Origin of the sequence: Streptococcus oralis (assembly GCF_003943385.1) — a bacterium.
GTDB lineage: Bacteria > Bacillota > Bacilli > Lactobacillales > Streptococcaceae > Streptococcus > Streptococcus oralis_CA.
This window is the reverse complement of sequence record NZ_RJPI01000007.1, coordinates 1-23,962: the sequence shown is the minus strand read 5'-3', so window position 1 is coordinate 23,962 and position 23,962 is coordinate 1. Positions and strand designations below refer to the sequence as shown.

Sequence of the window (23,962 nt, the reverse complement as noted above, 5' to 3'; positions counted from 1 at the left end):
CTAGAAAGGAGACCTCATGCCACTTCCAGTTAGAAAATCCCTGCATGATGCGGTTTTACAGGCTTCAAAAGCTGATACTTGGGAACAAGCTACCAAGGAATGGAATGAAGTTTCCTTGATTTTTAATGGTATCGGCCGTAGTAATTGTATCTGTGGAAATGCGATTAAGTACGCTTACGAACTCTTTAACGGAGTTACAGGACAACGCCTCTTTCCGATTGGTAGCGATTGTGTTCGCCATTTTCATCGTATTAGCCTCGATCAGCAACTGGAAGAGGAAGACAAGCTTCTCAGAAAACTTGAAAACCTAAGCAGAAAGGCTCAGAAAAAGGAAAAAATCAAGGTCAATAAAAGCGACTTTGACGAACGACTTCTAAAATGGTTTTGGGAAAAAGGTGTTTTCAAGCCCAATCGTGGCAATCAATTCGCACCTGAGAGAGACTATCAGCTCTTCCTAGAAGTCTTCCAAGGCGGAAGTTGGACCAAGGCAGAGCCAAAGAAGAAGGCTCGTATGGAAGAAGTCCTTGAAAAGTGTATCAAACCTTTTTTACTTGGTAAGTCCGATGATCAACTTTACCTTGTCAAACTAGGCAAAGAGAAGATTGACTACGAGCAGCATTTACGGATTCAGGCAGAGAAGGAACGCAAGAAAAGAGATAAAATCGCCAAGCAATACGCTGACAATCTCATTCTTGCCATGGGGCCGGCAGAGCGTGCCTACCAAGATTATTTTGGCTTTACAGAAACCTTGACCCAAGAAGAACGAAAGTGGGAAAAAATCCTCTTTGGAAAAAATAGAGACGAACGGGCTATCAAGGCTAAACAAAACCAAAAGGAGCTGGAAAAGGATCAGCGAATTGCAAGTCAAGATCCTATTGAACGAAAGCAGAAGCAGACTTGGCTTCTCAATTCCTATTTTCGGGATTTGCCTGATGAAAAATCCAGATTTTCTCGGCTCTTATTAGAATTTCGAAAAAGTGGAGAAGTACCCTTTTCAGATGATTACTTATCTGAGCATCTCATCGACTTTTTCTACAAGATGAAAGCTTTTGAGTTTGAAATCTCACCAGAACAAGTCCGAGATTTTCTAAAAGAATGCCTTCAAGCAGAGCATCTATCATCAGCACAAGAAAGCTGGATTAGAGGTATTTTGACAAACTGCCTTCACCCGTTCTTAAATAGGTTACTCATATAGAAAAAATCCTACCTTGTCTATGCATGGTAGGATTTAATTATCTCCGAAGATGTACTGGTAAAGTTGGACGACTTTCTGAAAACACTGCGTGTCCATTCTTGTTATTTTTTGAGCATTGCGCATCCGAAAATCAAAGGTATACAGTTGAAATGGATTGACAGCGCCATCTACCTTGTCCGACGAGACAGGAACGAGCAAGCCTTTTTCTGCCAAACGTTGTTGGCCATGAGTGATGGGACAGACAGCCACAAAACCAGTTTGCAAGGCATATTCTCTCCTAGAAACTACCAAGGCAGGTCGCCGTTTCTGGATTTCTCGACCGACTGATGGATCAAAGTCCAGCCAAATGATATCCTGCTTTTCAGGAATATAGTCAGATTTCGCTATCAAGTGACCTTACCCCTTCAAAATCATTTGTCATTCTCAAATCAGTAATCCCATCAAAAGGATCTTTCAGTTTTGGAGCTAAGACAATGACTCCGTCAATCCCTTTGTAGACAACCATTTCTTGACCTTCTATCATACCCAAATTTTTAGGAATGGTCACAGTGAGCGAATTCCCCACCTTCCGAGTCTTTACTGTATTCATCGCTCTACCTCCACGAATTAGTATACACTAAGTATATACCTAACAGCAAATAAAGTCAAGTAAACGTTTTATTACATAAATTAAGTTATGTGATATAGTGTGATTTTATTTTAGTCAAAGCCTGTGCAAAAGCACCTAATTTATGATAGAATAGATGGTGAGAAAGAAAACGTTTTATTACGTTTTTTTAGTCGGAAGGGGAAAATATTATGGCTACTATTCAATGGTTTCCGGGCCACATGTCTAAGGCTCGGCGACAAGTTCAGGAGAATTTAAAATTTGTTGATTTTGTGACGATTTTGGTGGATGCGCGTCTACCTTTATCTAGTCAAAATCCTATGTTAAACAAGATTGTGGGTGATAAACCCAAACTCTTGATTTTAAACAAGGCAGACCTAGCTGATCCAGCGATGACAAAAGAATGGCGTCAGTATTTTGAATCACAGGGAATTCAAACACTGGCCATCAATTCCAAAGAGCAAGTTACTGTGAAAGTTGTGACTGATGCAGCCAAAAAGCTCATGGCTGATAAGATTGCACGCCAGAAAGAACGCGGTATCAAGATTGAAACCTTGCGGACCATGATTATTGGAATTCCAAACGCTGGTAAATCAACCCTCATGAACCGTTTGGCTGGGAAAAAGATTGCGGTAGTCGGCAATAAACCAGGTGTTACCAAGGGGCAACAATGGCTCAAAACCAATAAAGACCTTGAAATCCTAGACACACCAGGGATTCTTTGGCCTAAGTTCGAAGATGATGCTGTCGCACTCAAACTAGCCTTGACCGGAGCTATCAAAGACCAGTTGCTTCCTATGGACGAAGTGACCATTTTTGGTCTCAATTATTTCAAAGAACATTATCCTGATAAGCTAGCTGAACGTTTTAAACAAATGAAAATTGAAGAAGAAGCTCCTGTTATCATCATGGATATGACTCGTGCCCTTGGTTTCCGAGACGACTACGACCGCTTTTACAGCCTCTTCGTCAAGGAGGTCCGTGATGGAAAACTCGGTAACTACACCTTAGATACATTGGACGACATCGATGACGACGATTAAAGAAATCAAAGAACTTCTTGCTACTGTCAAAGAATTAGACAATCCCCTTTTTCTTGAACTGGAAAAAGATACTCGTTCTGGAGTTCAAAAAGAAATCAGCAAGCGTAAAAAAGCCATTCAGGCTGAACTGGATGAAGACCTTCGTTTGGAATCTATGCTTTCCTATGAAAAAGAACTCTATAAGCAAGGATTGACCTTTATAGCAGGTGTTGACGAGGTCGGCCGTGGTCCTCTGGCTGGTCCTGTGGTCGCTGCAGTCGTTATCTTGCCGAAAAATTGTAAAATTAAAGCCCTCAACGATAGCAAGAAGATCCCCAAAAAGAAACATTTGGAAATTTATCATGCTGTTCAAGATCAAGCCTTGGCAATCGGTATTGGTATCATGGATAATCATATCATTGACCAAGTCAATATCTACGAGGCGACCAAACTAGCCATGAAAGAAGCAATATCCCAGCTCAGTCCACAACCTGAGCACCTTTTGATAGATGCCATGAAACTGGAGTTACCAATTTCACAAACCTCCATTATCAAAGGAGATGCTAACTCCCTTTCTATCGCAGCTGCATCTATAGTGGCCAAGGTGACACGAGATAATATTATGAAAGAATACGATCAGCAATTTCCTGGCTATGATTTCACGGCTAATGCAGGCTATGGAACAGCTAAACACCTAGAAGGACTGGAAAAATTAGGTGTCACCCCAATTCACCGAACCAGTTTTGAACCAGTCAAAACACTGGTTTCAACTAAGAAAGACAAGTAAGAGGAAATGATTATGGAGGAACAGTCAGAAACACTCAGTTCCAAGAAAGAATTTGCCTTTGCCTCAAGCACCATATTATCCCAAGTTGGACGAGGAATCATTGTTGGTCTCGTCGTCGGGCTAATCGTCGGATCTTTTCGTTTCTTAATCGAAAAGGGCTTCCACCTGATACAAGGACTCTATCAAGATCAAGCGCACCTAGTGCGCAATCTTTTTATCATTGGTCTATTTTATGTATTCGTTTACTGGCTCAGTGCGAAACTAACTCGGTCAGAAAAAGATATCAAGGGTTCAGGAATTCCTCAAGTCGAAGCCGAACTAAAAGGACTCATGGCTCTTAACTGGTGGAGTGTCCTCTGGAAAAAATATGTCCTAGGGATTCTTGCTATTGCCAGTGGACTTATGTTAGGACGAGAAGGGCCAAGCATTCAACTTGGAGCTGTTGGTGGTAAAGGTATTGCCAAGTGGCTAAAATCTAGCCCAGTTGAAGAACGTTCCCTGATTGCCAGTGGAGCTGCTGCAGGTTTAGCCGCTGCCTTTAATGCACCAATCGCAGGTCTCCTCTTTGTTGTAGAAGAAGTCTATCACCATTTTTCACGCTTTTTCTGGGTCTCAACTCTAGCAGCCAGTCTCGTAGCAAACTTTGTCTCACTACTCATATTTGGCCTAACACCCGTACTGGATATGCCAGACAATATTCCTCTCATGACCCTAGACCAGTATTGGATTTACCTCCTTATGGGAGTTTTTCTCGGACTCTCTGGTTTTCTCTATGAGAAAGCTGTACTCAATGTTGGTCGAGTGTATGATTGGCTTGGTCAAAAAATCCATTTGGATAGAGCTTATTATCCAATCTTGGCTTTTATCCTTATCATACCAGTCGGCATCTTCTTACCACAAATTCTCGGTGGTGGAAATCAGGTCGTTCTTTCTTTAACTGAGCAAGATTTTAGTTTCCAAGTTCTATTAGCTTACTTTTTGATTCGCTTTGTTTGGAGCATGATTAGCTATGGAAGTGGTCTCCCAGGAGGAATCTTCCTTCCCATTCTGGCGCTTGGTTCCTTGCTTGGTGCCCTAGTCGGTGTCATTTGTGTCAATCTTGGGCTTGTCAGTCAAGAGCAGTTTCCTATATTTGTCATTCTGGGAATGAGTGGCTACTTTGGGGCAATATCCAAGGCTCCCTTAACCGCTATGATACTCGTAACCGAGATGGTTGGAGATATTCGCAACCTCATGCCACTTGGCTTAGTGACCTTGGTTGCTTACATCATCATGGATCTACTCAAGGGCGCTCCAGTTTATGAGGCCATGCTGGAAAAAATGCTACCAGAAGAAGCAACAGATGAAGGAGAAGTCACCCTCATTGAAATCCCTGTATCAGATAAGATCGCTGGAAAACAGGTTCACGAGCTCAACCTGCCACATAACGTACTCATCACCACACAAGTCCATAATGGCAAAAGTCAAACCGTTAACGGCTCAACTAGAATGTATCTGGGTGATATGATTCACTTGGTGATTCCAAAAAGTGAAATTGGAAAAGTCAAAGATTTGTTGTTGTAGGTGGTATTTGCATAATTTATTTTATGTATTTTAAGTTCTGGATTTTCAATAAATTACTTTAGAAACCGATTCTCGAGCAGAGATCGGTTTTTACTTCTTATATCGTTAAAATTAATTAAAATATAGTATAATAAGAAAAAGGGGAAAAGCTTAAATGAATAATTCCAGCAATAAAAAAAGCCATAAAAGGCTACTAATCGTTTTGTCACTCGCAATTATCACAGCAGGAGGTATATTTATGTTTAGCATGTTAGGGAAATCCCAAGAAGAGCGTCGAAATAGAGAGTATGAAGTTAGTCTGGTTGAAACTTTAAAAGATAGTTATGAGGGTATTGAAGAAATTAGATTTTCTAATGCAAACTACACAAATCCGCCAGGAAGCTGGACTTGCGTAGTTGAACTATTTTTTAATGAGAGAAGCATAAAATATAAAATTAATTATTCAAAAAATGATAAACGTATTTCTGATGTATCCTTAGAAAGAGAGAATAGAAAAGAGGACCGAGAATTTTTAAATAGTCACTGGGGTAAGACAAGTAAACTCACAAAAATTATTTATTCAGATGGCTCAGAAGGAGAATATTAATGGTATACACTTATACTGATAAACAACTCAATGAATTAAATCACGGAAAAAATGTTTATAGTGTAAATTTTGAATATGCTGAAAGGGAAGTTGAAAAGAAAGTTGTAGCCAAAACAAATGATAAGTTATCTTCGGATGAAACTAACACTATAACCACCTCCGATGGTCAAGAATTCCGTGTTGTTGCCACTAAGTCTGACACTGAAACAGGTTTTGATGGACTGGCAGTTGCACCAATTGTCAATGGCAAAGCAGATTATAAAAATGTAGCTGTGATTGCGGCAGGAACTGACCCTGATAGTCCGGTGAATAAAACTATGTTTAGTTCACGCGATGTCAATAGTGCCATAATTGCAAGGCAAACTTATTTATCTCCACAATATAAGGTTGCCGACCAATTCGTAAAAGAGATTATGGACGATCCCAGATATGAAGTCAGTCAACTATCGGGCTATTCACAAGGGGCTTATATGCTTAAAGTAGGGGCTAAATATCACATACCTACAACCACCTTTAATGCTTGGTTTAAATATGGTGCACTCACACTGGAAGAAAAAGCTTTTATTGAAAATAATCCTTCTATGTTTATAGATTACCGTAGAAAAAATGATGATGTAGTAATTGGGAATGATTTCAACCATCCAGAATGGTATAATAGTCCGATTGATATTACAAATTCTATGCCTAGCACGATTCATTGGATTGATGGTTCGAGCCATAAAATTGAGGACTGGGAGTTTGACCCTGTAACTGGTCAACTTGTAGATGGCAAAGGAGGAAAACCCTTAATCAGTGGTGTTTATCGAGCGTATGCCAACAGTCGTCTCCGAGGAATGGCTCATTACAAGGACTTGAAGTCAAAATGGTTATCAGGTGGTATTAGTAGTTCTGAGGAAATATACTTAGATGCAGCTCAGGGTTCTATCTTATCATCATCTATGGCTACAGCAGCAAGAACTGGAGCTGATGAAGTGAGCGCCTTAGCCAAAAAAGCCAATCAGGAATTACAAGAAATTTGGTCAAAAATCGACTTTACGAGCTATACAGCCTTAGCTCCCTATGAGGTTGAGGCCCTTTTTGCTAGCCAAGGTATCACTCAAGCACAGTTTATCGATACTTTTCAAGCAGAAACAAAACAAACAGTCACTAAGATGGATGATTCTGCCCAAGCATTTGAAAATTTGGATCAACAATTACAGGAAGTTATCGAAAAAACAGTAGCAACAGACAAGCAATTAGCCAAGGAGTTTCGACAATGGAAAGAAAAGATGTAAAATGGGAAGAAATAAGAGAGAAAGAAAGAGAACTATTTGCTCTAGAAGACCAATATTATCAAGAAAAGAAGAAACTCGATAACAAAGCACTCGATCTAGACGAACGAAATGCAAACTTAGAAAAACTGATATCCGAAGAAGTAGATAAAATGTATCATATTTTGAGAAAATTTGAGACAAGTGCTGATGATGTTAGAGACTACTTTACAGAAATAGAAAATATGAGACACTTTTCAGATCAGGTATACAGAGAACGTAGAATTAAACTCGAAGATGAGAGAGAAAAATACGATAACGAGTTTCGCAAAAAAAGAAATGATTTAGACGAAGAATTTCACAAACTAAGGAGAGATTATGCAAGCGCCAATGAATGAATACTACACTGATGAAGAATATCAATATGCACTGAAACAAATGTATCGAATGATGGAAAGAAACCGAATTATTACGGAAGCAAGATTAGCAATATCAGCAAAAAATAAATTAAAAGAAAACTTTAATATGGCAGCTGAAAAAATTGCTACAGAAACCAAATCAACCATCACAAGCATAAATAGCCAAATGGACACTGCAATTAAAGGTAAAGTTCGCAAGAGTCTTGAAGCAAAGATTCCGAATATGTTACTCAAGTATGATGAAATTTAATAAAGTAGTTCAGAATAAATGGAATAAAGTTAGACTTCTGTTTTTAAGTTTCTTATAACATCTTTCCGAAAAACTATAATTTTCTTGAAAAATATATTGGTCTATGCTATACTACTAGTAGACTTAATTATGGAGAAAATACATGAAACGTGAGATTTTACTGGAACGAATCGACAAACTAAAACAAATCATGCCCTGGTATGTTTTGGAATACTACCAATCTAAGCTTGCTGTTCCCTATAGTTTTACAACCTTGTACGAATACCTCAAGGAATACGATCGATTTTTCAGCTGGGTTTTGGAGTCTGGTATTTCAAATGCGGATAAAATGTCTGATATTCCTTTATCTGTCTTAGAACATATGACAAAGAAAGATATGGAATCCTTTATCCTTTATCTACGAGAACGACCTTTGCTGAATGCCAATACAACAAAGCAAGGTGTCTCTCAGACAACAATCAATCGAACCTTGTCAGCTCTTTCCAGTCTTTACAAGTATCTGACCGAGGAGGTTGAAAACGACCAGGGTGAGCCATATTTCTATCGAAATGTAATGAAGAAAGTTTCAACCAAGAAAAAGAAAGAAACACTTGCTGCCAGAGCTGAAAATATCAAGCAAAAACTCTTTCTAGGTGATGAAACAGAAGCTTTTCTAACTTATATCGATCAAGAGTACCCACAACAACTCTCAAATCGCGCTCTCTCGTCATTCAATAAAAATAAAGAACGTGATTTGGCCATTATCGCCCTTCTCTTGGCGTCTGGTGTCCGCTTATCTGAAGCTGTTAATCTGGATCTAAGAGACCTCAATCTCAAAATGATGGTCATTGATGTCACACGTAAAGGTGGCAAACGTGACTCGGTTAATGTCGCTGCCTTTGCTAAGCCTTATCTAGAGAATTATCTAGCCATTAGAAATCAACGCTATAAGACTGAAAAGACGGACATTGCACTCTTTCTGACACTTTACCGAGGTGTTCCGAACCGTATTGATGCTTCCAGCGTCGAAAAAATGGTTGCTAAATACTCTGAGGACTTCAAAGTTCGTGTAACCCCCCACAAACTGCGCCATACCCTAGCAACTAGACTCTATGATGCGACTAAATCGCAAGTTTTGGTCAGCCACCAGCTAGGACATGCCAGCACACAAGTCACTGACCTCTATACCCATATTGTCAATGATGAACAAAAGAATGCTTTGGATAGTTTGTGAAATACATAAAATAAATTATGCAACTTTGTAATATAAAGTAAAACAGAAACTCCTCCTCCACCGAGCTTCTGTTTTATTATTTATAGTCTATTTAGATTAATAACCTCATCTGCTTGATTCCAAATATCAGGATTATGAGTTGCAATGATGATTAGACGATTTTGATTCTTCATTGTTAATAATATCTTCATGATTTCTTGTGAAGTTATTGGATCAAGTGCAGCGGTCAACTCATCTGCGAGTATTAACGGTGGATCTTTCAGAATAATCTTGGCCAGGGCGACACGTTGTGCTTCACCACCAGATAATTCATACACTTTTTGTTCTAAATGAATGTGAGATAATCCTACTCTTGCTAATACTTCTTTTTTGTAATTCTCTTTTTCTTTACGATTACACTGTCGATTAATAAGGCCTAAATCTAAATTAGAAGACACAGTTTCATTGTCTAGCAATCCAAAATTTTGGAAAAGGTAGCCTAGCTCATTTCTAAAAAATATTGTAGATTTTATCGTTTTTATATCCTTCTCTTTATACAGTATTTTTCCTTCATCATAAGATTCTAGTTTTGCAATCATATTAAGCAAAGTCGTCTTGCCACAACCACTATTTCCGATTAGCGCATAGACCTTTCCTGCTGCAAATTGCAGATTGATATCCTGAAAGACGGTCCGTTCTCCAAATGATTTTTCCAGATGTTCTATTTTAATCATATTAGGCTCCTTTCAGAATAATGGGCAAGAAATGCTCTTCTTTGTGCGAGCGGTAAAGGAGAATCAGCCAAGCATTAATCGTAAATAATAAAAGCGTGACGATAGCGATCCACCATTCCTGTGTGAGAAAGAAAATCAGGACACTACCTAATAACAGCATGGCAATCTCCGATATGAGCATGCTTTGGTGAATTTTCAAAAAGTCCATGCCCGCAATTTTCTTCAGAAAGATCGGTCTTCTAAACTCTTCAAAATAGAGAAAATTCATGGTGTTAAAGAGTAGAATGGAGGTCGCCATTCCGAAGACACCTCCAGCAATGGTCATGAGGTTCTCTAATTGAATGGATTGCATCATCTGCTGATAGACAGCTGCTGCATAGTCATATTGACTAACGTTTTTTTCAAGCCCATTCTCAGCTACTAGTTTCTTGCTTTTTTCCAGACCATCAAAGTATAGATAAGAATTAAGATGAGAGAAATAAGGATTTTCGTAGCCACCAAAGCTTGTAGGTCGAACAACAACCAAAATCGGATCTGTCAGAAATTGCTGATAGCTCATCGGTGTATTATTATAGATAAATCGTTTTTGGTTGTTAGGAAGATAGGTCACCCGTGCTTTCATAGGCAACTGACTCTTTCCTTGTTCATCACTAGGAGTCAGATAATCTTCATAGCGTTTTTTCAACTCCTCTTCTTGTCCTTTCAACTTTTCAGGGAGCAAGAGTCCAAACTCTCCAGCTTGCAAGTGATTCAAACGCTCTTTTTCCTCGGGGGAAACTGAGATCCTTTGAATATCAAGGTAATTTGGTGTGACATACAGGGTATTGGCAAGAGGATCGTAATCTGTGATTGAAATCTTTCTACCCGTTCTAGGATCATTCATGAAGCCTTTTGAATCAAAAGGTGCGAGCTGATGATAGACCAAGAGACCACCTTTTTCGATGCCAGACTCGATGAGCTTAGACCATTTGGCTCTGTTCTCAATTTGCGTCTCTTTGTTTGTACCCTGTGAAAAATCCTCCCGATTTACACCAATTTGAACCCAATTCGTCTCTTTAGACCAAGCCACTTTCCCCTCTTGGTAAGTCTGCCAGATAGAGCCATAGATGCTGACACGATGAATTGAAAGACCAATGACAGTGATTGCAAGAAATTGACATGTAAAGAGAAAAAACAAGACTCTTTTTAATGGAATTTTCCCCTTTAAAAGGCTGACCAAGTGTACTGTCTGAATACTGAATGCAAAGAAAAAGGATAGAAAAGCAGATAAAATAAATAAAAGTGTATTGTAAATAATACTAGCTGAAATGATGAGAGAATAGGCAAAAGGGGTCAATTGTAAATAATAAATCAAAATGGATCCTAAGGCACTGGCTCCAATACATCCTAAAAGCAGCTCTCTGCTGTCTTCCATGAGAGAACGTCCAAAGAGTTGGTACCGTCTCATCCCTGCAATATAACGAATCCCTGCACTCCTCAATTCAAGTGTTTTTTGAATAATGGCCAATGCACTAAAGCTAAGAATAAAAATAACCAAGGCTAAGGATTGGGAACCGGAACCAAAAAATGCCATAAAATTCTGCAAGAGATTAGGCTTATTCATGAAAGTCTTTGAGAAACCAAGTTCGTGTAGTTTTTGATCCAACTTTTCGAGTGGTAACTTCCCTGAGAGTATATAGTAATTGGTAAGTAAGCTTTTCTTAGAAGCGACTTCTTTATCTGCTTTTTTGATGCCCTTTGGAAGCTCTCCTTCTCCGTAGATATCATAGGAGAACTTGACCTGACCTTGCGAATCCGTTTGTTGAATCTGGCGAGCAATTACACTATTGCTTTCCCTTGCTAACTGATCTAAGTTGGCTGAAAGCTCCTCATAGGTGACAGCTCTTTCTTGTTTAAGAACTCCTACCACAGGGAGGCTTCGGTAGATGAGCGTATTTGGGGAAATAAAGGCAATCCAAAGCAGAAAGATTAGAATAAAAATGTTCGAGAAAAGTATAAATAAACGTTTCATAATTCTACTCTTTCTAGTTTATCCTAGAGAGATTTTTCCTCTCTAAGATAAACTTTAGCAATTAAAATCCATAATTAAAGTATACAACTTCACCAAAATTTCTATTTATGATGTAATGAGCAGAAGCATAACCTACATTAGATTTGCTGTCACTTGCCCGAGTCACACTTGACCAATTCCAACGATAGGCGTGGAAATAATTTGAGAAAGCTCCCCAATTGCTTGGATCATGATATCCTCCGTAACTCCAATTACCACCAGATACCCAATCAGCAAAGACAGGACACGCTAAGCTACAACTCAACTTCCATAATTAAAATTAAAAGCTTTATTTAACAATAAAATTATGAATTGCTCAAAATATAGTTTCCGTTTTTTCTCCTTTCCAGAGCAACTCTTCACATCTGTATTATATCACTTTTTTAAAAAAATACAAATTATTATATATAAGATAACTGAAAAAGAAGCTGGTCATACAACCAGCTTCTTTTCCTTTTATCCCACTACCGCTTCAGCGATTTCTTCACGGCTAATTCCAGCAAAGTAGCGTGTGATATCAATAGTTTCTAGTGCCTTAAGGACATCTTCGCGTTCGTATTTCACTCCACGAAGGACATCTTCTACTGCAGCAACGTCTTCGATACCAAAGAAGTCACCATAAATCTTGATGTCTTGGATTTTTGATTCAATGATGTTGGCAAAAACTTCAACCTTACCGCTGGTAAATTTTGTTCCACGACGGACGTTAAATTCAGGTGATTTACCGTAGTTCCAGTCCCAAGTTCCAAACTTGGTATCCTTGATGCGATTGATTTCGGCCAATTCTTGCTCAGAAAAAGTGTATTCAGTCATCTCTGGGTACTCTTTTTTCATGTATTCCAATAGTAAATCACGGAATTCTTCAACTGTGATTTTTTCTGGTAATTCATTGATAATATTGGTTACACGAGCACGGACGGATTTCACACCTTTTGACTCAAATTTGTCTTTTGAAACCTTGAGTGCGTTAGCAAGGACTGACAAATCAACGTCAAAGAGCAAACAACCGTGGTGCATGATACGTCCGTTGATATAGGCTTGGGCATTTCCACAGAATTTCTTTCCGTCAATCTCTAGGTCATTGCGGCCTGTGAATTCAGCCTTAACACCTAGTTGAGCCAAGGTATTGATAACTGGGGTTGAGAAGCTCTTGAAGTCGAAGGCCTTGTTTTCATCTTCTTTTGAGATAATCGTGTAGTTGAGGTTGTTCAGATCGTGATAAACAGCTCCACCACCACTGATACGGCGGACTACCTCAATACCATTTTCGCGAACATAATCACGGTTGATTTCTTCGATAGTGTTCTGGTGACGTCCAACAATGATAGATGGTTTGTTAATCCAAAGAAGGAAGATTTGATCCTCATCTAGTAAGTGTTTAAAGGCATATTCTTCCAAGGCGATATTAAATGCAGTGTCGTTTGAATGATTGATAATGTATTTCATGATATCCCTTTATAGGATAGAGACTGAAAAATACCTTTCCAGTCTATTCTATCTTCGATTTATTTTTTCTTCGGTGAATGGATGGCCATTCCTAGTACATCCGCAAATGCTTCGTACATAACTTCAGAGTATGTTGGGTGTCCGTGGATAGTCTTCAGCATTTCTTCAACAGTGATTTCCATTTCGATGATGCTTGATGCTTCGTTGATCAATTCTGCGGCTGCAGGACCAATGATATGCACACCAAGGATTTCCCCGTATTTCTTATCTGCAATGACTTTTACGAAACCTTGAGCAGCATCCGATGCAATAGCACGTCCGTTCGCAGCAAAGTTGAATTTACCGATGGCAACATCGTATTTCTCACGAGCCTGCTCTTCTGTCAAACCTACTGCTGCTACTTCAGGAAGAGTGTAAATGGCTGCAGGAGTCAAGTTAAGTTTCGCTACAACGTGATTTCCTTTAAGGGCATTTTCAGCTGCTACTTCACCCATACGGAAGGCTGCGTGAGCCAACATCTTAGTACCATTGATATCACCTGGTGCATAGATACCTGGAACAGAAGTTTCCATATATTCATTAACCTTGATACGACCACGGTCTAACTCGAACTCAACATCGCCAATTCCTTCAAGATCTGGTACACGACCGATTGAAAGAAGAGCTTTATTTGCAATGATATCGTCTTTTCCTTCAACCTTGATACGAAGTTGACCATTTTCTTCGATGATTTCTTGCAATTTTGTACCTGTCAAGATGGTCATTCCTTTACGCTCAAGGATCAAGCGAAGGTTCTTAGAAACTTCAGCATCCATAGCTGGAACAATACGGTCCATCATTTCGATAACAGTCACTTTTGAACCAAATGTCATGAAGGCCTGACCGAGTTCGATACCGACAACTCCACCACCGATAATAACAAGGCTTTCTGGAACTTCGTTCATTTCAAGAATGTCGTCACTGGTCATCACGAGTGAAGATTCCATACCAGGAACGTTAATCTTGCTGACTTTTGAACCACCAGCAAGGATGATCTTCTTAGTTTCAAGCAATTCAGAACCATTTACCAAGACATTCTTGTCTTTAGTGATGGTACCAATTCCCTTATGTACAGTAACTCCGTAGCTACGAAGGAGACCAGCAACTCCGCCAACTAAGGTATTGACAACCTTAGACTTGGTTTCAAGGAGTTTGTCCATATCTACAGTGAAGTTTGGATTTTCGATGACGATACCACGGTTTGCTGCATGACCGATGTTTTCGATGATTTCAGCATTGTGAAGGTAGGTCTTAGTTGGGATACATCCACGGTTCAAGCAGGTTCCACCGAGTTCAGATTTTTCAACAAGGGCTACCTTCCCACCGAGTTGGGCAGCTTTAATCGCTGCAACATAACCAGCAGGACCTCCACCAATTACAACGATATCAAAGGCATCATCGCTCTTACCATCGTCGTTTGAGGCACTAGCTGCAGGTGCAGGTTTTGATTCTGGCGCTGCCGCTCCAGCTGTTGGGATATTTTCCCCTTCTTCTCCAAGGTAACCGATGACTTCCGTTACTGGAACAGTTTCACCATCTCCTTTGAGGATAGCAATCAAGTATCCATCTTCTTCGGCTTCCAATTCCATGCTGACTTTGTCAGTCATGATTTCCAAAAGGATTTCTCCTTCTTTTACAAATTCACCGACTTTTTTATTCCATTGGACGATTTGTCCTTCTGTCATATCCACGCCGGCTTTTGGCATAATTACTTCTAAGGCCATGTCTTACTTCCTTTATCTAAATCTCTAAAATAATAATAGCTGACTTAAACCAACATTGAGATTGGATTCTCAATCAAAGCTTTTAAGTCTTTCATAAACTTAGCACCAGCCATACCATCTACGACACGGTGGTCAATGGTTAATCCTAGACTCATGATTGGTCGGATAACAATCTCACCATTGACAACTACAGGTTTCTCAACTGTTGAGCTAACCCCGAGGATAGCTGAGTTTGGTTGGTTGATGATCGGACCAAAGGACTGAACGCCAAACATTCCCAAGTTACTAATTGTGAAGGTTGAGTTTTGCAACTCACTTGGAGCTAATTTACCATCCAAGGTACGACCAATGACATCTTTGAAGGCAACAACCAACTCTGAAAGACTCATCTTTTCAGCATTATAGACAACGGGTGTCATCAATCCATTATCCATCCCAACTGCCATAGCAAGGTTGACATAGTTGTGAGTGACAATGGTTTTACCATCTTCAGTCAACGAAGCGTTGATGTAAGGGTGTTTCATCAATGTCTTAACAACAGCCAGTGAAAGAAGGTCAGTAACCGTAATTTTCTTACCAGTTGCTTCCATGATTGGTTCAAGAACCTTCTTACGAAGAGCTAGCATTTCAGACATATCGACATCGTAGTTGAGCGTGAAGGTTGGCGCAGTTAGGTAGGATTCAACCATACGTTGGGCGATGACCTTACGCATTGGTGTCATTGGAATACGCTCAATCTCACCATAAGGAGTGATATTGTCTGGAACTTCTTCCACTTTTTCGATTTGAGCAGGTGACTTGATGGTGTCGTTTTCGATATTTTCAGGAAGGAAGGCCAAAACGTCCTTCTTCATGATCTTACCACGATGACCAGTTCCTTGGATTTCCTGCCAAGCAATGTTATGTTCGAGGGCAATTCGTTTTGCAAGTGGCGAAATGCGAACCACGTTTGTGTCTTTATAAGTTTCCACGTCTTCTTTGTGGACACGACCGTTTGCACCTGAGCCAGAAACGTCGTAGAGGTTGATACCTAAATCATCCGCTAACTTTCTAGCCGCAGGAGTCGCTCTTAGCTTGTCATCAGCCATGACCTCTCCAATTCTAATTATGATACTAAGGGCGTTTAAAAGCGACCAAAAAATAGGAAATCAACGCAGACTTCGATGAAGCCAAGGAGATTTATCTTTTTTTCGAGCTTTTAGCCCGTGTTCGAATATAAGATATTAAGGACGAAGAGGGCAATGAAAAAATAGGAGATTGACGATGTGTTCGATGAACACAAGGAAATCTATCTTTTTTTCGCAGACCTCCGTCCGAATTCAATTACATGATACTAAGGGCGTAAAAAAGCGACTGAAAAATAGGAAATCAACGCAGACTTCGATGAAGCCAAGAAGATTTATCTTTTTTCCGAGTTTTTAGCCCGTGTTCAACTCTACAAGTAACTTGGATACAACACGCATCTCAAGTTGCTACGGTTGCCGCTATTAGGCGGTCAACCTAGTAGACTTACTAAGTCACTCATCGAATAATAACAATTCGATTCGTTCCTGTCGCAACTTTACAAACAACTTGGATACAAAACATATCTCAAGTTGTTAAAGTTAAAACCTACAAATAGTTTACATAATTTATCTTATGCAATCTTATTCTTTGTTATAGGTTTTACGGATTGCATCTTTGATGCTTTCAACGGTTGGAATCATAGCATTTTCTAGGTTTTGTGCGTAAGGCATTGGCACATCTTCTCCTGCACAACGGCGGATTGGTGCATCTAGATAGTCAAATGCTTCTGATTCTGAAATAATTGCTGAAATCTCTCCGATATAGCCACTTGTTTTATGGGCATCGTTGACCAGTACGACCTTACCTGTCTTCTTCACTGAGTTAATGATGATATCCTTATCAAGCGGTACAAGGGTGCGTGGGTCCACAATTTCAACCGAAATTCCTTCTTCTGTCAATTCTTCAGCTGCTTGAACCACGCGGCGAAGCATTTTACCGTAAGTAACAACTGTTACATCCGTTCCTTCGCGTTTAATTTCGCCAACTCCAAGTGGGATTGTGTAGTCTGGATCAACTGGCACTTCCCCTTTTTGGTTAAATTCTGACTTATACTCAAGAATGATAACAGGGTTATTATCACGGATAGAAGACTTGAGCAGTCCTTTCATGTCCGCAGGCGTACCTGGTGCTACAACCTTAAGTCCTGGAATGTGAGTAAACCAAGACTCTAGTGATTGCGAGTGCTGGGCCGCAGAACCAACTCCGTTACCAGCTGCACAACGGACAGTCATTGGAACCTGTCCCTTACCACCAAACATATAGCGTGTTTTAGCAGCTTGGTTAACGATATTGTCCATGGCAATGACTGAGAAGTCCATGAAGGTCATATCGACGATTGGACGAAGACCTGTCATGGCTGCTCCCGCTGCTGCTCCAGAGATAGCTGCTTCAGAAATCGGACAATCACGAACGCGTTCTGGACCAAATTCTTCAAGCATTCCAACAGAAGTTCCGAAGTCTCCTCCGAAGACACCGACGTCTTCTCCCATCAAGAACACATTTTCATCGCGACGCATTTCCTCAGACATAGCAAGGATAATGGTGTCACGGAACGACATTGTTTTTGTTTCCATTTTTATCTCTTTCTCCTTAGTCTGCGTAAATATCTTCAAATGCGGATTCAAGCGGTGGGAATGGACTTTCCTCTGCAAATTTAACAGAAGCTTCTACTGCTTCCTTGACTTGTGCTTGGATTTCTTCCAATTCTTCGGCACTTGCTAGCTTGTTTTCCAAGAGGTAGTTGCGAAGGTTTTCGATTGGGTCTTTTTGTTTCCACAATTCTACTTCTTCACGTGTACGATATTTACCAGGGTCAGATGATGAGTGGCCAAGCCAGCGATAAGTAACACTTTCAATCAAGACTGGACCATTGCCACCACGAACATGGTCTACAGCTTTCTTAAATCCTTCATAAACATCAATGACATTGTTTCCATCTTCGATAAACATTCCAGGAATTCCATATGCAGCGCTACGGTGATGGATATGCTCTACATTGGTCATTTTCTTGATGTCTGCAGAAATCCCATAACCATTGTTAATGCAGTAGAAAATGACTGGCAGATTCCAGATGGAAGCCATGTTAACAGCTTCGTGGAAAACACCTTCGTTGGTAGCACCGTCACCAAAGAAGCAAGCGACAATTTTTCCAGTATTTTGCATTTGCTGACTGAGTGCTGCACCAACAGCGATTCCCATACCACCACCTACGATACCATTGGCACCAAGGTTACCAGCATCTAGGTCGGCGATATGCATAGAACCACCTTTTCCTTTACAGGTTCCAGTGTATTTACCAAGGATTTCAGCCATCATTCCGTTGAGGTCAATCCCCTTAGCAATAGCTTGCCCATGACCACGGTGGTTAGATGTGATCAGATCATCTGGGTTAAGAGCCAGCATCGCCCCGACGTTAGCAGCTTCCTCTCCGACAGAAAAGTGAGTCATACCGGGAACTTTTCCCTTTTTCACTAACTGAGCGATTTTTAAGTCCATGCGACGGATTTCTTCCATCTTACGGAACATCTCTAGCAAAAGATTTTTATCTAAAGTTGACATAATCTTGCCTTTCTAACTTTGTTCTTTCCTTAATATTTTACCTCTTTTTGAAAACACTGTCAAAGTTTATGACTTACAAAATTTCACAAGACAAAAAAAGAAATCCCTGTTAAAACAGGGATTTTCTTTAGTTAGATTATTTTTTCACAAAGTTTATTTGACATTGGAAACTTCAAATCTTTTCATAATTGTTTGCAAACGCCATTGATAGAGGATAGCACTAACGACCAAACTCGCTATTAGACCAATCCAGTAAGAATAGGCTCCCAAAGTTGTCACATGATCTAGGAATAAGCCTAATGGAATGGAAACAGCCCAGTAAGCAATTACTCCTAGATAGAAGGGAACAACCGTATCCTTATAGCCTCTCAGGATTCCTTGTAAAGGAGCTGCAACGGTGTCAGCTAACTGGAAAAATAGACTATAAGTTAGGAAGGTAGATGTTAGTTCAATGAAGTCAGGATTATTGCCATATAAACTGGCTACGACATCTCTCAAAATATAGAGAAAGCTCAATGTAAAGCCTGCAAATATCAGTGCTATACAACGTCCAAGTTTGATATAGGTCTTAGCATCATCAAATCGCTTAGCTCCTATCTCATAAGAAACAACGATGGCCATGGCAGAAGAAATACTCATGGGAAAAGCATACATGAGTGTCGAGAAGTTCATGGCTGACTGGTGGCTAGCAATAATCATAGACGAAAACTTAGCCATAATCAAACCAACGACTGAAAAAATAATAACCTCAGCAAAAACAGTTCCACCGATTGGTAATCCCAAGCGAATTCCCTCCATAATTCTCTCTAAATTCAGAGGGGCGCGTCGTTCTAAATGAAGTTCTTTTAGGTTTTTCTGCTTGACCAAGATGATGATGGAAATTCCCAGTAGACACCAATAAGCAAGTGAGGTTCCTAGCCCTGCTCCTGCTCCACCTAACTCTGGAAACCCAAAGGCTCCGTAGATCAATAAATAGTTAAACCCACAATTTAAAGGTAGCAATAAGAGCATGAGGTACATGGATAGCTTGGTCAAACCGAGAGAATCAAGTAGCGATCGGATAACACTGAAAAGCAACAAGGGAATAATTCCGATAGACAAATACCAAAGATAACGAACTGAAACTACCGCCACTTGAGCTTCTAGTCCGATATGGTTTAAAACTGGAGGCGCTAGAAAAAGCACCATGCCAAGCAAAACCAAAGACAGCCCAAAAGCCAAATAAATAAATTGGTAAAAGTCAGATGCTACTTCTTCCTTTTTGCCTCTTCCTAGATGATGGCCGATGATGGGAACCATGGCCGAAACAATCCCTGTTAAAAAGGTGAAAAAAGGATTCCATAGACTCGTTGCAGTTGACACCCCCGCCAAATCCATGGTATTGTACTTCCCCGTCATGGTCGTATCGACAAAAGAGGCAGAATAATTGGCAAATTGATAGATCAGGATAGGGAAAAATATCTTAAGAAATAAAACAAACTTGTCTTTAAATTGATGGGTTGGATACATAAACGCTCTCTATTCTTATGGTTTATAGAGCAGAGTCCCATCTAGTTTTGGTAGACGATTTGTCCCTTACAGATAGTATATTTGACCTGCCCTTTTAAGGTTTCGCCGATAAATGGAGAATTAGCTGATTTTGAAGCAAAGTTTGGACCAACAGTACGATCAGCCTTGTCATCAAAGATGGTGATATCTGCTGGACCATTCTCAGCCAAGTAACCTGCTTCAAAGTTGTACAATTTAGCTGGATTAACAGTCATTTTTTCTAGCAATTCCATTAAGCTTAGTTCACCAGCTTGGACCAAATAAGTCAGACCGAGAGATAGAGAGGTTTCCAGACCAGTCATACCAGATGGTGCTTTAGTGATATCTTCTACATTTTTCTCATCTGCATGGTGAGGCGCGTGGTCTGTCGCAATCACAGTGATGACGCCTGACTTGAGGCCCTCGATAACGGCACGGCGATCTGACTCCAAACGAAGCGGAGGATTCATTTTGGCATTGCTACCTTGAGTTAAAAGAAGAGTTTCTGTCTTAGAAAAATGTTGTGGTGCCACTTCTGCTGTGACTTGGGCCCCCAAACCTTGAGCAAACTCTACTACCTTGACACTTTCTTCCTTAGATAAATGCTGGATGTGAACATGGGCCTTAGTTGCATAGGCAATCATGACATCACGCGCAATCATGGCGTATTCTGCCACCCCTGTCGCTCCACAGATCTTGAAGTGGTCTTTAGCGATGTTTTCGTTAAAGCCAAGAATGCCGTTCAATCCGGGATCTTCCTCGTGTAAACAAACAAAGGTGCCAAGTTTTTTAGCAGTTTCCAAGGCTTCTTTGAGAACCTTGCTGCTTTCAAGTGGAATACCGTCATCTGAGAAACCAACGGCACCTGTTTTTAAAAGCGCCTTAAAGTCAGTCAAGTCTTGGCCATTAAAATTCTTGGTAATAGTCGCAACCGTTTTGACGTTAATCTTTTCCTTGGCAGCTGACTGGAGAACTTCTTGAAGAGTCTCTACATCCGAAATGGTTGGACTAGTATTAGCCATCATGACAACCGTTGTAAATCCACCTGCAGCAGCCGCTAGGGCACCAGTATGAATGTCTTCCTTGTGAGTCTGACCAGGTTCACGGAAATGAACATGGATATCAACTAGTCCAGGTGCAACTACAAGACCAGTAGCATCAAGCACCTCTGCTCCTTCTTCCCTGATTTCAGGGGAAATTTTGACAATTTTCCCGTCTTGGACCAAAACATCACACACTTGTTCCAAACCAGACTTGGGATCCATTACACGACCGTTTTTGATTAGTAGCATCTGCTTTCTCCTTTATTCATAGAAATCGACTTGGGTATCCAACAATTTATCCCCATCATAAACAAACTTAGCTGAAAAGAAGGGTTTGTCCTCTAAAAGCCACTCAACAAAGGTGTGATCACCTTCCCAAGTTGGCTTGCTTAGAACTTCATCATAGGGAACCCATTCCAGTGTCCCCTCATTGCAGTCAATCAAGTCCCCCTCAAACTCTGTCACCTTAAAAACATAGGTGTACCAGTCTAAATCTGGCGTGAATTCTGGAAAAGTGATAACGCCTTTTAGTACTGGCTTGGCTTTGAGGCCTGTTTCTTCGAGGATTTCACGCGCTGCGCACTCCTGAGGTGTCTCGCCTCGCTCTAGCTTACCACCCACACCAATCCATTTACCCGCATGGACATCATTAGGCCTCTTATTACGATGGAGCATGAGCAGTTCTTTTCCGTTATCAATGTAGCAAATCGTCGCTAACTGAGGCATATTTTCTCCTTATCTAAGCCAATCGATTGGCTCTTGTCCTGTCTCTATTAAGAATGCATTGGCCTTGGAAAAAGGCTTGGAACCCCAAAATCCTCTGTAAACAGATAAAGGACTAGGATGGGCTGATTCGATAATCAAGTGGTGAGGATTGGTAACCAAGGCCTTCTTCTTGCGTGCATAAGCGCCCCAGAGTACAAAGACTACAGGTCTGTCTAGATTATTGACAACCCGAATCACAGCATCTGTAAATGGCTCCCATATTAGCCCAGCATGATCATTGGCCTGCCCAGCAGGAACGGTCAAACAAGCATTGAGAAGTAAGACTCCTTGTTCAGCCCAAGCAGTTAAATCATGGGACTTCTTAACGCCGATGTCGTCTGACAATTCTTTCAAGATATTTTGCAAGGATGGCGGAGCTGGGATAGAGTCAGGAACAGAAAAACTCAAGCCCTGAGCCTGACCTGGCCCGTGATAGGGGTCTTGCCCTAGAATCACTACCTTAACTTCTTCAAGCGGTGTAGTCAATAGAGCCTGAAAAATCTTTTCCTTAGGTGGATAAACAGTTCCCTGAGCATAGACCTGATCCATAAACTGATTGATTTTCCCAAAATAACCTTCAGGTAATTGCTCCTTAATCAAAGCATGCCAAGATGAGTGTTGCATAGCCAACTCCTTCGTTTTTCCTGCCTCTATTATAGCAAAAAGTGGCTATCTAAACCACTTTTTACAGTTTATCTAAACAATCCAGCAAGTCTTGGTAAGAATGGACTTCATAAGTTGGTTGGGCTTGTGTGTGATTTTCGAGGCGTTGAGGGTTGTACCAGATAGTGTCAATGTCAGCATTATTGCCACCTTGAATGTCGGCAGTTAAGGAATCTCCAATCATCAGCGTCTTTTCTTTATCAAATCCTGCAATCTGCTGACCGATTTTTTCATAGAATAGTGCATCAGGTTTTTGTGTTTGCAACTGCTCGGAGATAAAGACCTGGTTGAAATAGGGAGCCAGACCAGATTGAGCCAGACGACCCGTCTGAATGGCAGTAATCCCATTTGTCGCAGCGTATAGCTCATAATCTCTCTCGATGAGGCTGTCCAAGAGTTCATGAGCGCCCGAAAGAGTTTGTCCCTGCTGAGCGAGATAAAATTGGTAACGCTGAGCAAGTAATGTACCATCTTTCTCCAGTCCAAAATGAGCAAATAAACGAGAAAAGCGCGTGTTAACCAGTTCTTGTTTACTGATTTTCTTTTGTTCCAAGTCCTTCCAGAGAGCCTTGTTCATAGGAACGTAGTAGTCTTTATAGGCTTGAATATCTGCCACCCCTTCTTCTTTTAGAAGTTGCGTCAAAGCCACATCCTCAGCAGCATCAAAATCAAGCAAGGTGTGATCAAGGTCGAAGAGTAGAAATTTGTAGGGCATTGAGTTTCCTTTCTGAAAATTCATTAAGAATATTATAGCATAAATGAAACAGGTAGTTATCATAATCTGAATTGACTTAAAGGACTTATTCACCTTATTTTTATACTTTCTCCACTTTTACATCATTTTCAGATAGAATATCCACTAAATATTCTGTCGACATTATGAAATAGTGATGAAGCTTTTTATTAGCTATATTTGCAGAAGCGACCAAATCACCANACTCTGTATTCTCGACCTCATAGATATAGTTGGTCAGATAAAGTGGTCTGTTCTCTGCCAATCCTTGTTCCCAGTATTTATCTCTTAATTCTAAACTTTCCTGGACTGTTCGGAAAGCCCAGATCTTTGTAAAGGTAAATTTAAATTTTTCTGAATCTTCCAAGTAGACAATTAGAGTGTCCCCATCTATATTTATCTCAATACCATAGTCGCCAAAAGGAATAAAGTCCGGTTTAATTTTCGTCCATTTTTCCATATCATTTCTCCAAGTTCTATTTTCCGATAATTGTACTAAAGTCATGTACATGTTTGATTAGCAAATTTTCTAGTATTGGCTGATATCTAATTTCAAATTTGCAGAAACAAGAATCTCCACTACACTATCTTGAGTTATGATTATATAATGTCGTGAATGCAAAGTTCCTAGATCATAATATGATGTGTATTCCAGTTTTCTCACTAATTGACTATTCTTGACTTCGTAAATGATATTTTGGAAATTATCTTTTTCATATTTTTTTTTTTTTTTTTTTTTTTTT

25 protein-coding genes are annotated in these 23,962 nt (G+C 40.2%); 9 read left to right on the top strand and 16 right to left on the bottom strand.

Annotated features, from left to right (window positions below; all coding sequences use genetic code 11):
- Positions 1-16: 16 nt before the first annotated feature.
- On the top strand, positions 17-1,195 hold the full coding sequence (locus D8803_RS06090; RefSeq protein WP_131200569.1) for a hypothetical protein: 1,179 nt from the start codon (positions 17-19) through the stop codon (positions 1,193-1,195).
- 33 nt (positions 1,196-1,228) lie between these two features.
- Here the strand turns inward: D8803_RS06090 and D8803_RS06085 are convergent, their stop codons facing one another.
- Positions 1,229-1,585, bottom strand: coding sequence for a type II toxin-antitoxin system PemK/MazF family toxin (locus D8803_RS06085; RefSeq protein WP_131200568.1), 357 nt, complete (start codon positions 1,583-1,585; stop codon positions 1,229-1,231).
- A complete protein-coding gene (gene mazE / locus D8803_RS06080; protein ID WP_131200567.1) occupies positions 1,569-1,784 on the bottom strand; it encodes a type II toxin-antitoxin system PemI/MazE family antitoxin in 216 nt (71 codons plus the stop codon). Before mazE ends, D8803_RS06085 begins: the two co-directional genes overlap by 17 nt.
- 209 nt (positions 1,785-1,993) lie before the next feature.
- On the opposite strand from mazE, the gene ylqF reads away from it, so the two are divergent.
- The 8 genes from ylqF (at position 1,994) to xerS (ending at position 8,892) form a co-directional block, all read left to right on the top strand.
- Complete coding sequence (ylqF, locus tag D8803_RS06075) at positions 1,994-2,845, top strand: ribosome biogenesis GTPase YlqF (protein ID WP_084975363.1); 852 nt, start codon at positions 1,994-1,996, stop codon at positions 2,843-2,845.
- Positions 2,832-3,611 carry a ribonuclease HII gene (locus tag D8803_RS06070; RefSeq protein ID WP_131200566.1) on the top strand — a complete coding sequence of 260 codons (780 nt, stop codon included), beginning with the start codon at positions 2,832-2,834 and terminating at the stop codon, positions 3,609-3,611. Before ylqF ends, D8803_RS06070 begins: the two co-directional genes overlap by 14 nt.
- Before the next feature lie 12 nt (positions 3,612-3,623).
- Positions 3,624-5,174, top strand: a complete 1,551-nt coding sequence (locus D8803_RS06065; protein ID WP_131200565.1) for a ClC family H(+)/Cl(-) exchange transporter — start codon at positions 3,624-3,626, stop codon at positions 5,172-5,174.
- A 154-nt stretch (positions 5,175-5,328) separates the two neighbouring features.
- Positions 5,329-5,760 (top strand): hypothetical protein, encoded by a 432-nt coding sequence (locus D8803_RS06060; RefSeq protein ID WP_190316805.1) that lies wholly within the window; start codon positions 5,329-5,331, stop codon positions 5,758-5,760.
- Positions 5,760-7,034 carry a hypothetical protein gene (locus D8803_RS06055; protein ID WP_131200564.1) on the top strand — a complete coding sequence of 425 codons (1,275 nt, stop codon included), beginning with the start codon at positions 5,760-5,762 and terminating at the stop codon, positions 7,032-7,034. Before D8803_RS06060 ends, D8803_RS06055 begins: the two co-directional genes overlap by 1 nt.
- Positions 7,016-7,408: a hypothetical protein gene (locus D8803_RS06050; protein WP_061416863.1), complete on the top strand. Its 393-nt coding sequence runs from the start codon at positions 7,016-7,018 to the stop codon at positions 7,406-7,408. The genes D8803_RS06055 and D8803_RS06050 overlap by 19 nt, the downstream gene beginning before the upstream one ends.
- Complete coding sequence (locus tag D8803_RS06045; RefSeq protein ID WP_038805249.1) at positions 7,389-7,679, top strand: hypothetical protein; 291 nt, start codon at positions 7,389-7,391, stop codon at positions 7,677-7,679. The genes D8803_RS06050 and D8803_RS06045 overlap by 20 nt, the downstream gene beginning before the upstream one ends.
- 142 nt (positions 7,680-7,821) lie before the next feature.
- Entirely contained in the window at positions 7,822-8,892 is a 1,071-nt protein-coding gene (gene xerS, locus D8803_RS06040; protein WP_131200563.1) for a tyrosine recombinase XerS, read from the top strand.
- Between the two features lie 80 nt (positions 8,893-8,972).
- Here xerS and D8803_RS06035 read toward each other — a convergent pair whose 3' ends face one another.
- The 14 genes from D8803_RS06035 to D8803_RS09810 all read right to left on the bottom strand — a co-directional run.
- On the bottom strand, positions 8,973-9,605 hold the full coding sequence (locus D8803_RS06035) for an ABC transporter ATP-binding protein (RefSeq protein WP_125847497.1): 633 nt from the start codon (positions 9,603-9,605) through the stop codon (positions 8,973-8,975).
- A 1-nt stretch (position 9,606) separates the two neighbouring features.
- On the bottom strand, positions 9,607-11,616 hold the full coding sequence (locus D8803_RS06030) for a DUF1430 domain-containing protein (protein WP_131200562.1): 2,010 nt from the start codon (positions 11,614-11,616) through the stop codon (positions 9,607-9,609).
- A gap of 61 nt (positions 11,617-11,677) precedes the next feature.
- Entirely contained in the window at positions 11,678-11,920 is a 243-nt protein-coding gene (locus D8803_RS06025; RefSeq protein ID WP_125847493.1) for a lactococcin 972 family bacteriocin, read from the bottom strand.
- A gap of 191 nt (positions 11,921-12,111) precedes the next feature.
- A complete protein-coding gene (locus D8803_RS06020) occupies positions 12,112-13,101 on the bottom strand; it encodes a lipoate--protein ligase (protein ID WP_125847491.1) in 990 nt (329 codons plus the stop codon).
- Positions 13,102-13,160: 59 nt separating this feature from the next.
- Positions 13,161-14,864, bottom strand: coding sequence for a dihydrolipoyl dehydrogenase (lpdA, locus tag D8803_RS06015; protein ID WP_125847489.1), 1,704 nt, complete (start codon positions 14,862-14,864; stop codon positions 13,161-13,163).
- Positions 14,865-14,908: 44 nt separating this feature from the next.
- On the bottom strand, positions 14,909-15,952 hold the full coding sequence (locus D8803_RS06010; RefSeq protein WP_125449094.1) for a dihydrolipoamide acetyltransferase: 1,044 nt from the start codon (positions 15,950-15,952) through the stop codon (positions 14,909-14,911).
- Positions 15,953-16,510: 558 nt separating this feature from the next.
- Positions 16,511-17,503, bottom strand: a complete 993-nt coding sequence (locus D8803_RS06005) for an alpha-ketoacid dehydrogenase subunit beta (RefSeq protein WP_125847487.1) — start codon at positions 17,501-17,503, stop codon at positions 16,511-16,513.
- Positions 17,504-17,519: 16 nt separating this feature from the next.
- On the bottom strand, positions 17,520-18,488 hold the full coding sequence (locus D8803_RS06000; RefSeq protein WP_131200561.1) for a thiamine pyrophosphate-dependent dehydrogenase E1 component subunit alpha: 969 nt from the start codon (positions 18,486-18,488) through the stop codon (positions 17,520-17,522).
- Between the two features lie 153 nt (positions 18,489-18,641).
- Positions 18,642-19,997, bottom strand: coding sequence for an MATE family efflux transporter (locus D8803_RS05995; protein ID WP_131200560.1), 1,356 nt, complete (start codon positions 19,995-19,997; stop codon positions 18,642-18,644).
- Positions 19,998-20,038: 41 nt separating this feature from the next.
- A complete protein-coding gene (locus D8803_RS05990) occupies positions 20,039-21,307 on the bottom strand; it encodes a dihydroorotase (protein WP_131200559.1) in 1,269 nt (422 codons plus the stop codon).
- Between the two features lie 12 nt (positions 21,308-21,319).
- Positions 21,320-21,784 carry an NUDIX hydrolase gene (locus D8803_RS05985; protein ID WP_131200558.1) on the bottom strand — a complete coding sequence of 155 codons (465 nt, stop codon included), beginning with the start codon at positions 21,782-21,784 and terminating at the stop codon, positions 21,320-21,322.
- Positions 21,785-21,793: 9 nt separating this feature from the next.
- Positions 21,794-22,447 (bottom strand): uracil-DNA glycosylase, encoded by a 654-nt coding sequence (locus D8803_RS05980; protein ID WP_131200557.1) that lies wholly within the window; start codon positions 22,445-22,447, stop codon positions 21,794-21,796.
- A 61-nt stretch (positions 22,448-22,508) separates the two neighbouring features.
- A complete protein-coding gene (locus tag D8803_RS05975; protein ID WP_131200556.1) occupies positions 22,509-23,201 on the bottom strand; it encodes a YjjG family noncanonical pyrimidine nucleotidase in 693 nt (230 codons plus the stop codon).
- Positions 23,202-23,748: 547 nt separating this feature from the next.
- Positions 23,749-23,962: hypothetical protein (locus D8803_RS09810; RefSeq protein WP_223805115.1), on the bottom strand; the 214-nt coding region annotated here is incomplete at its 5' end.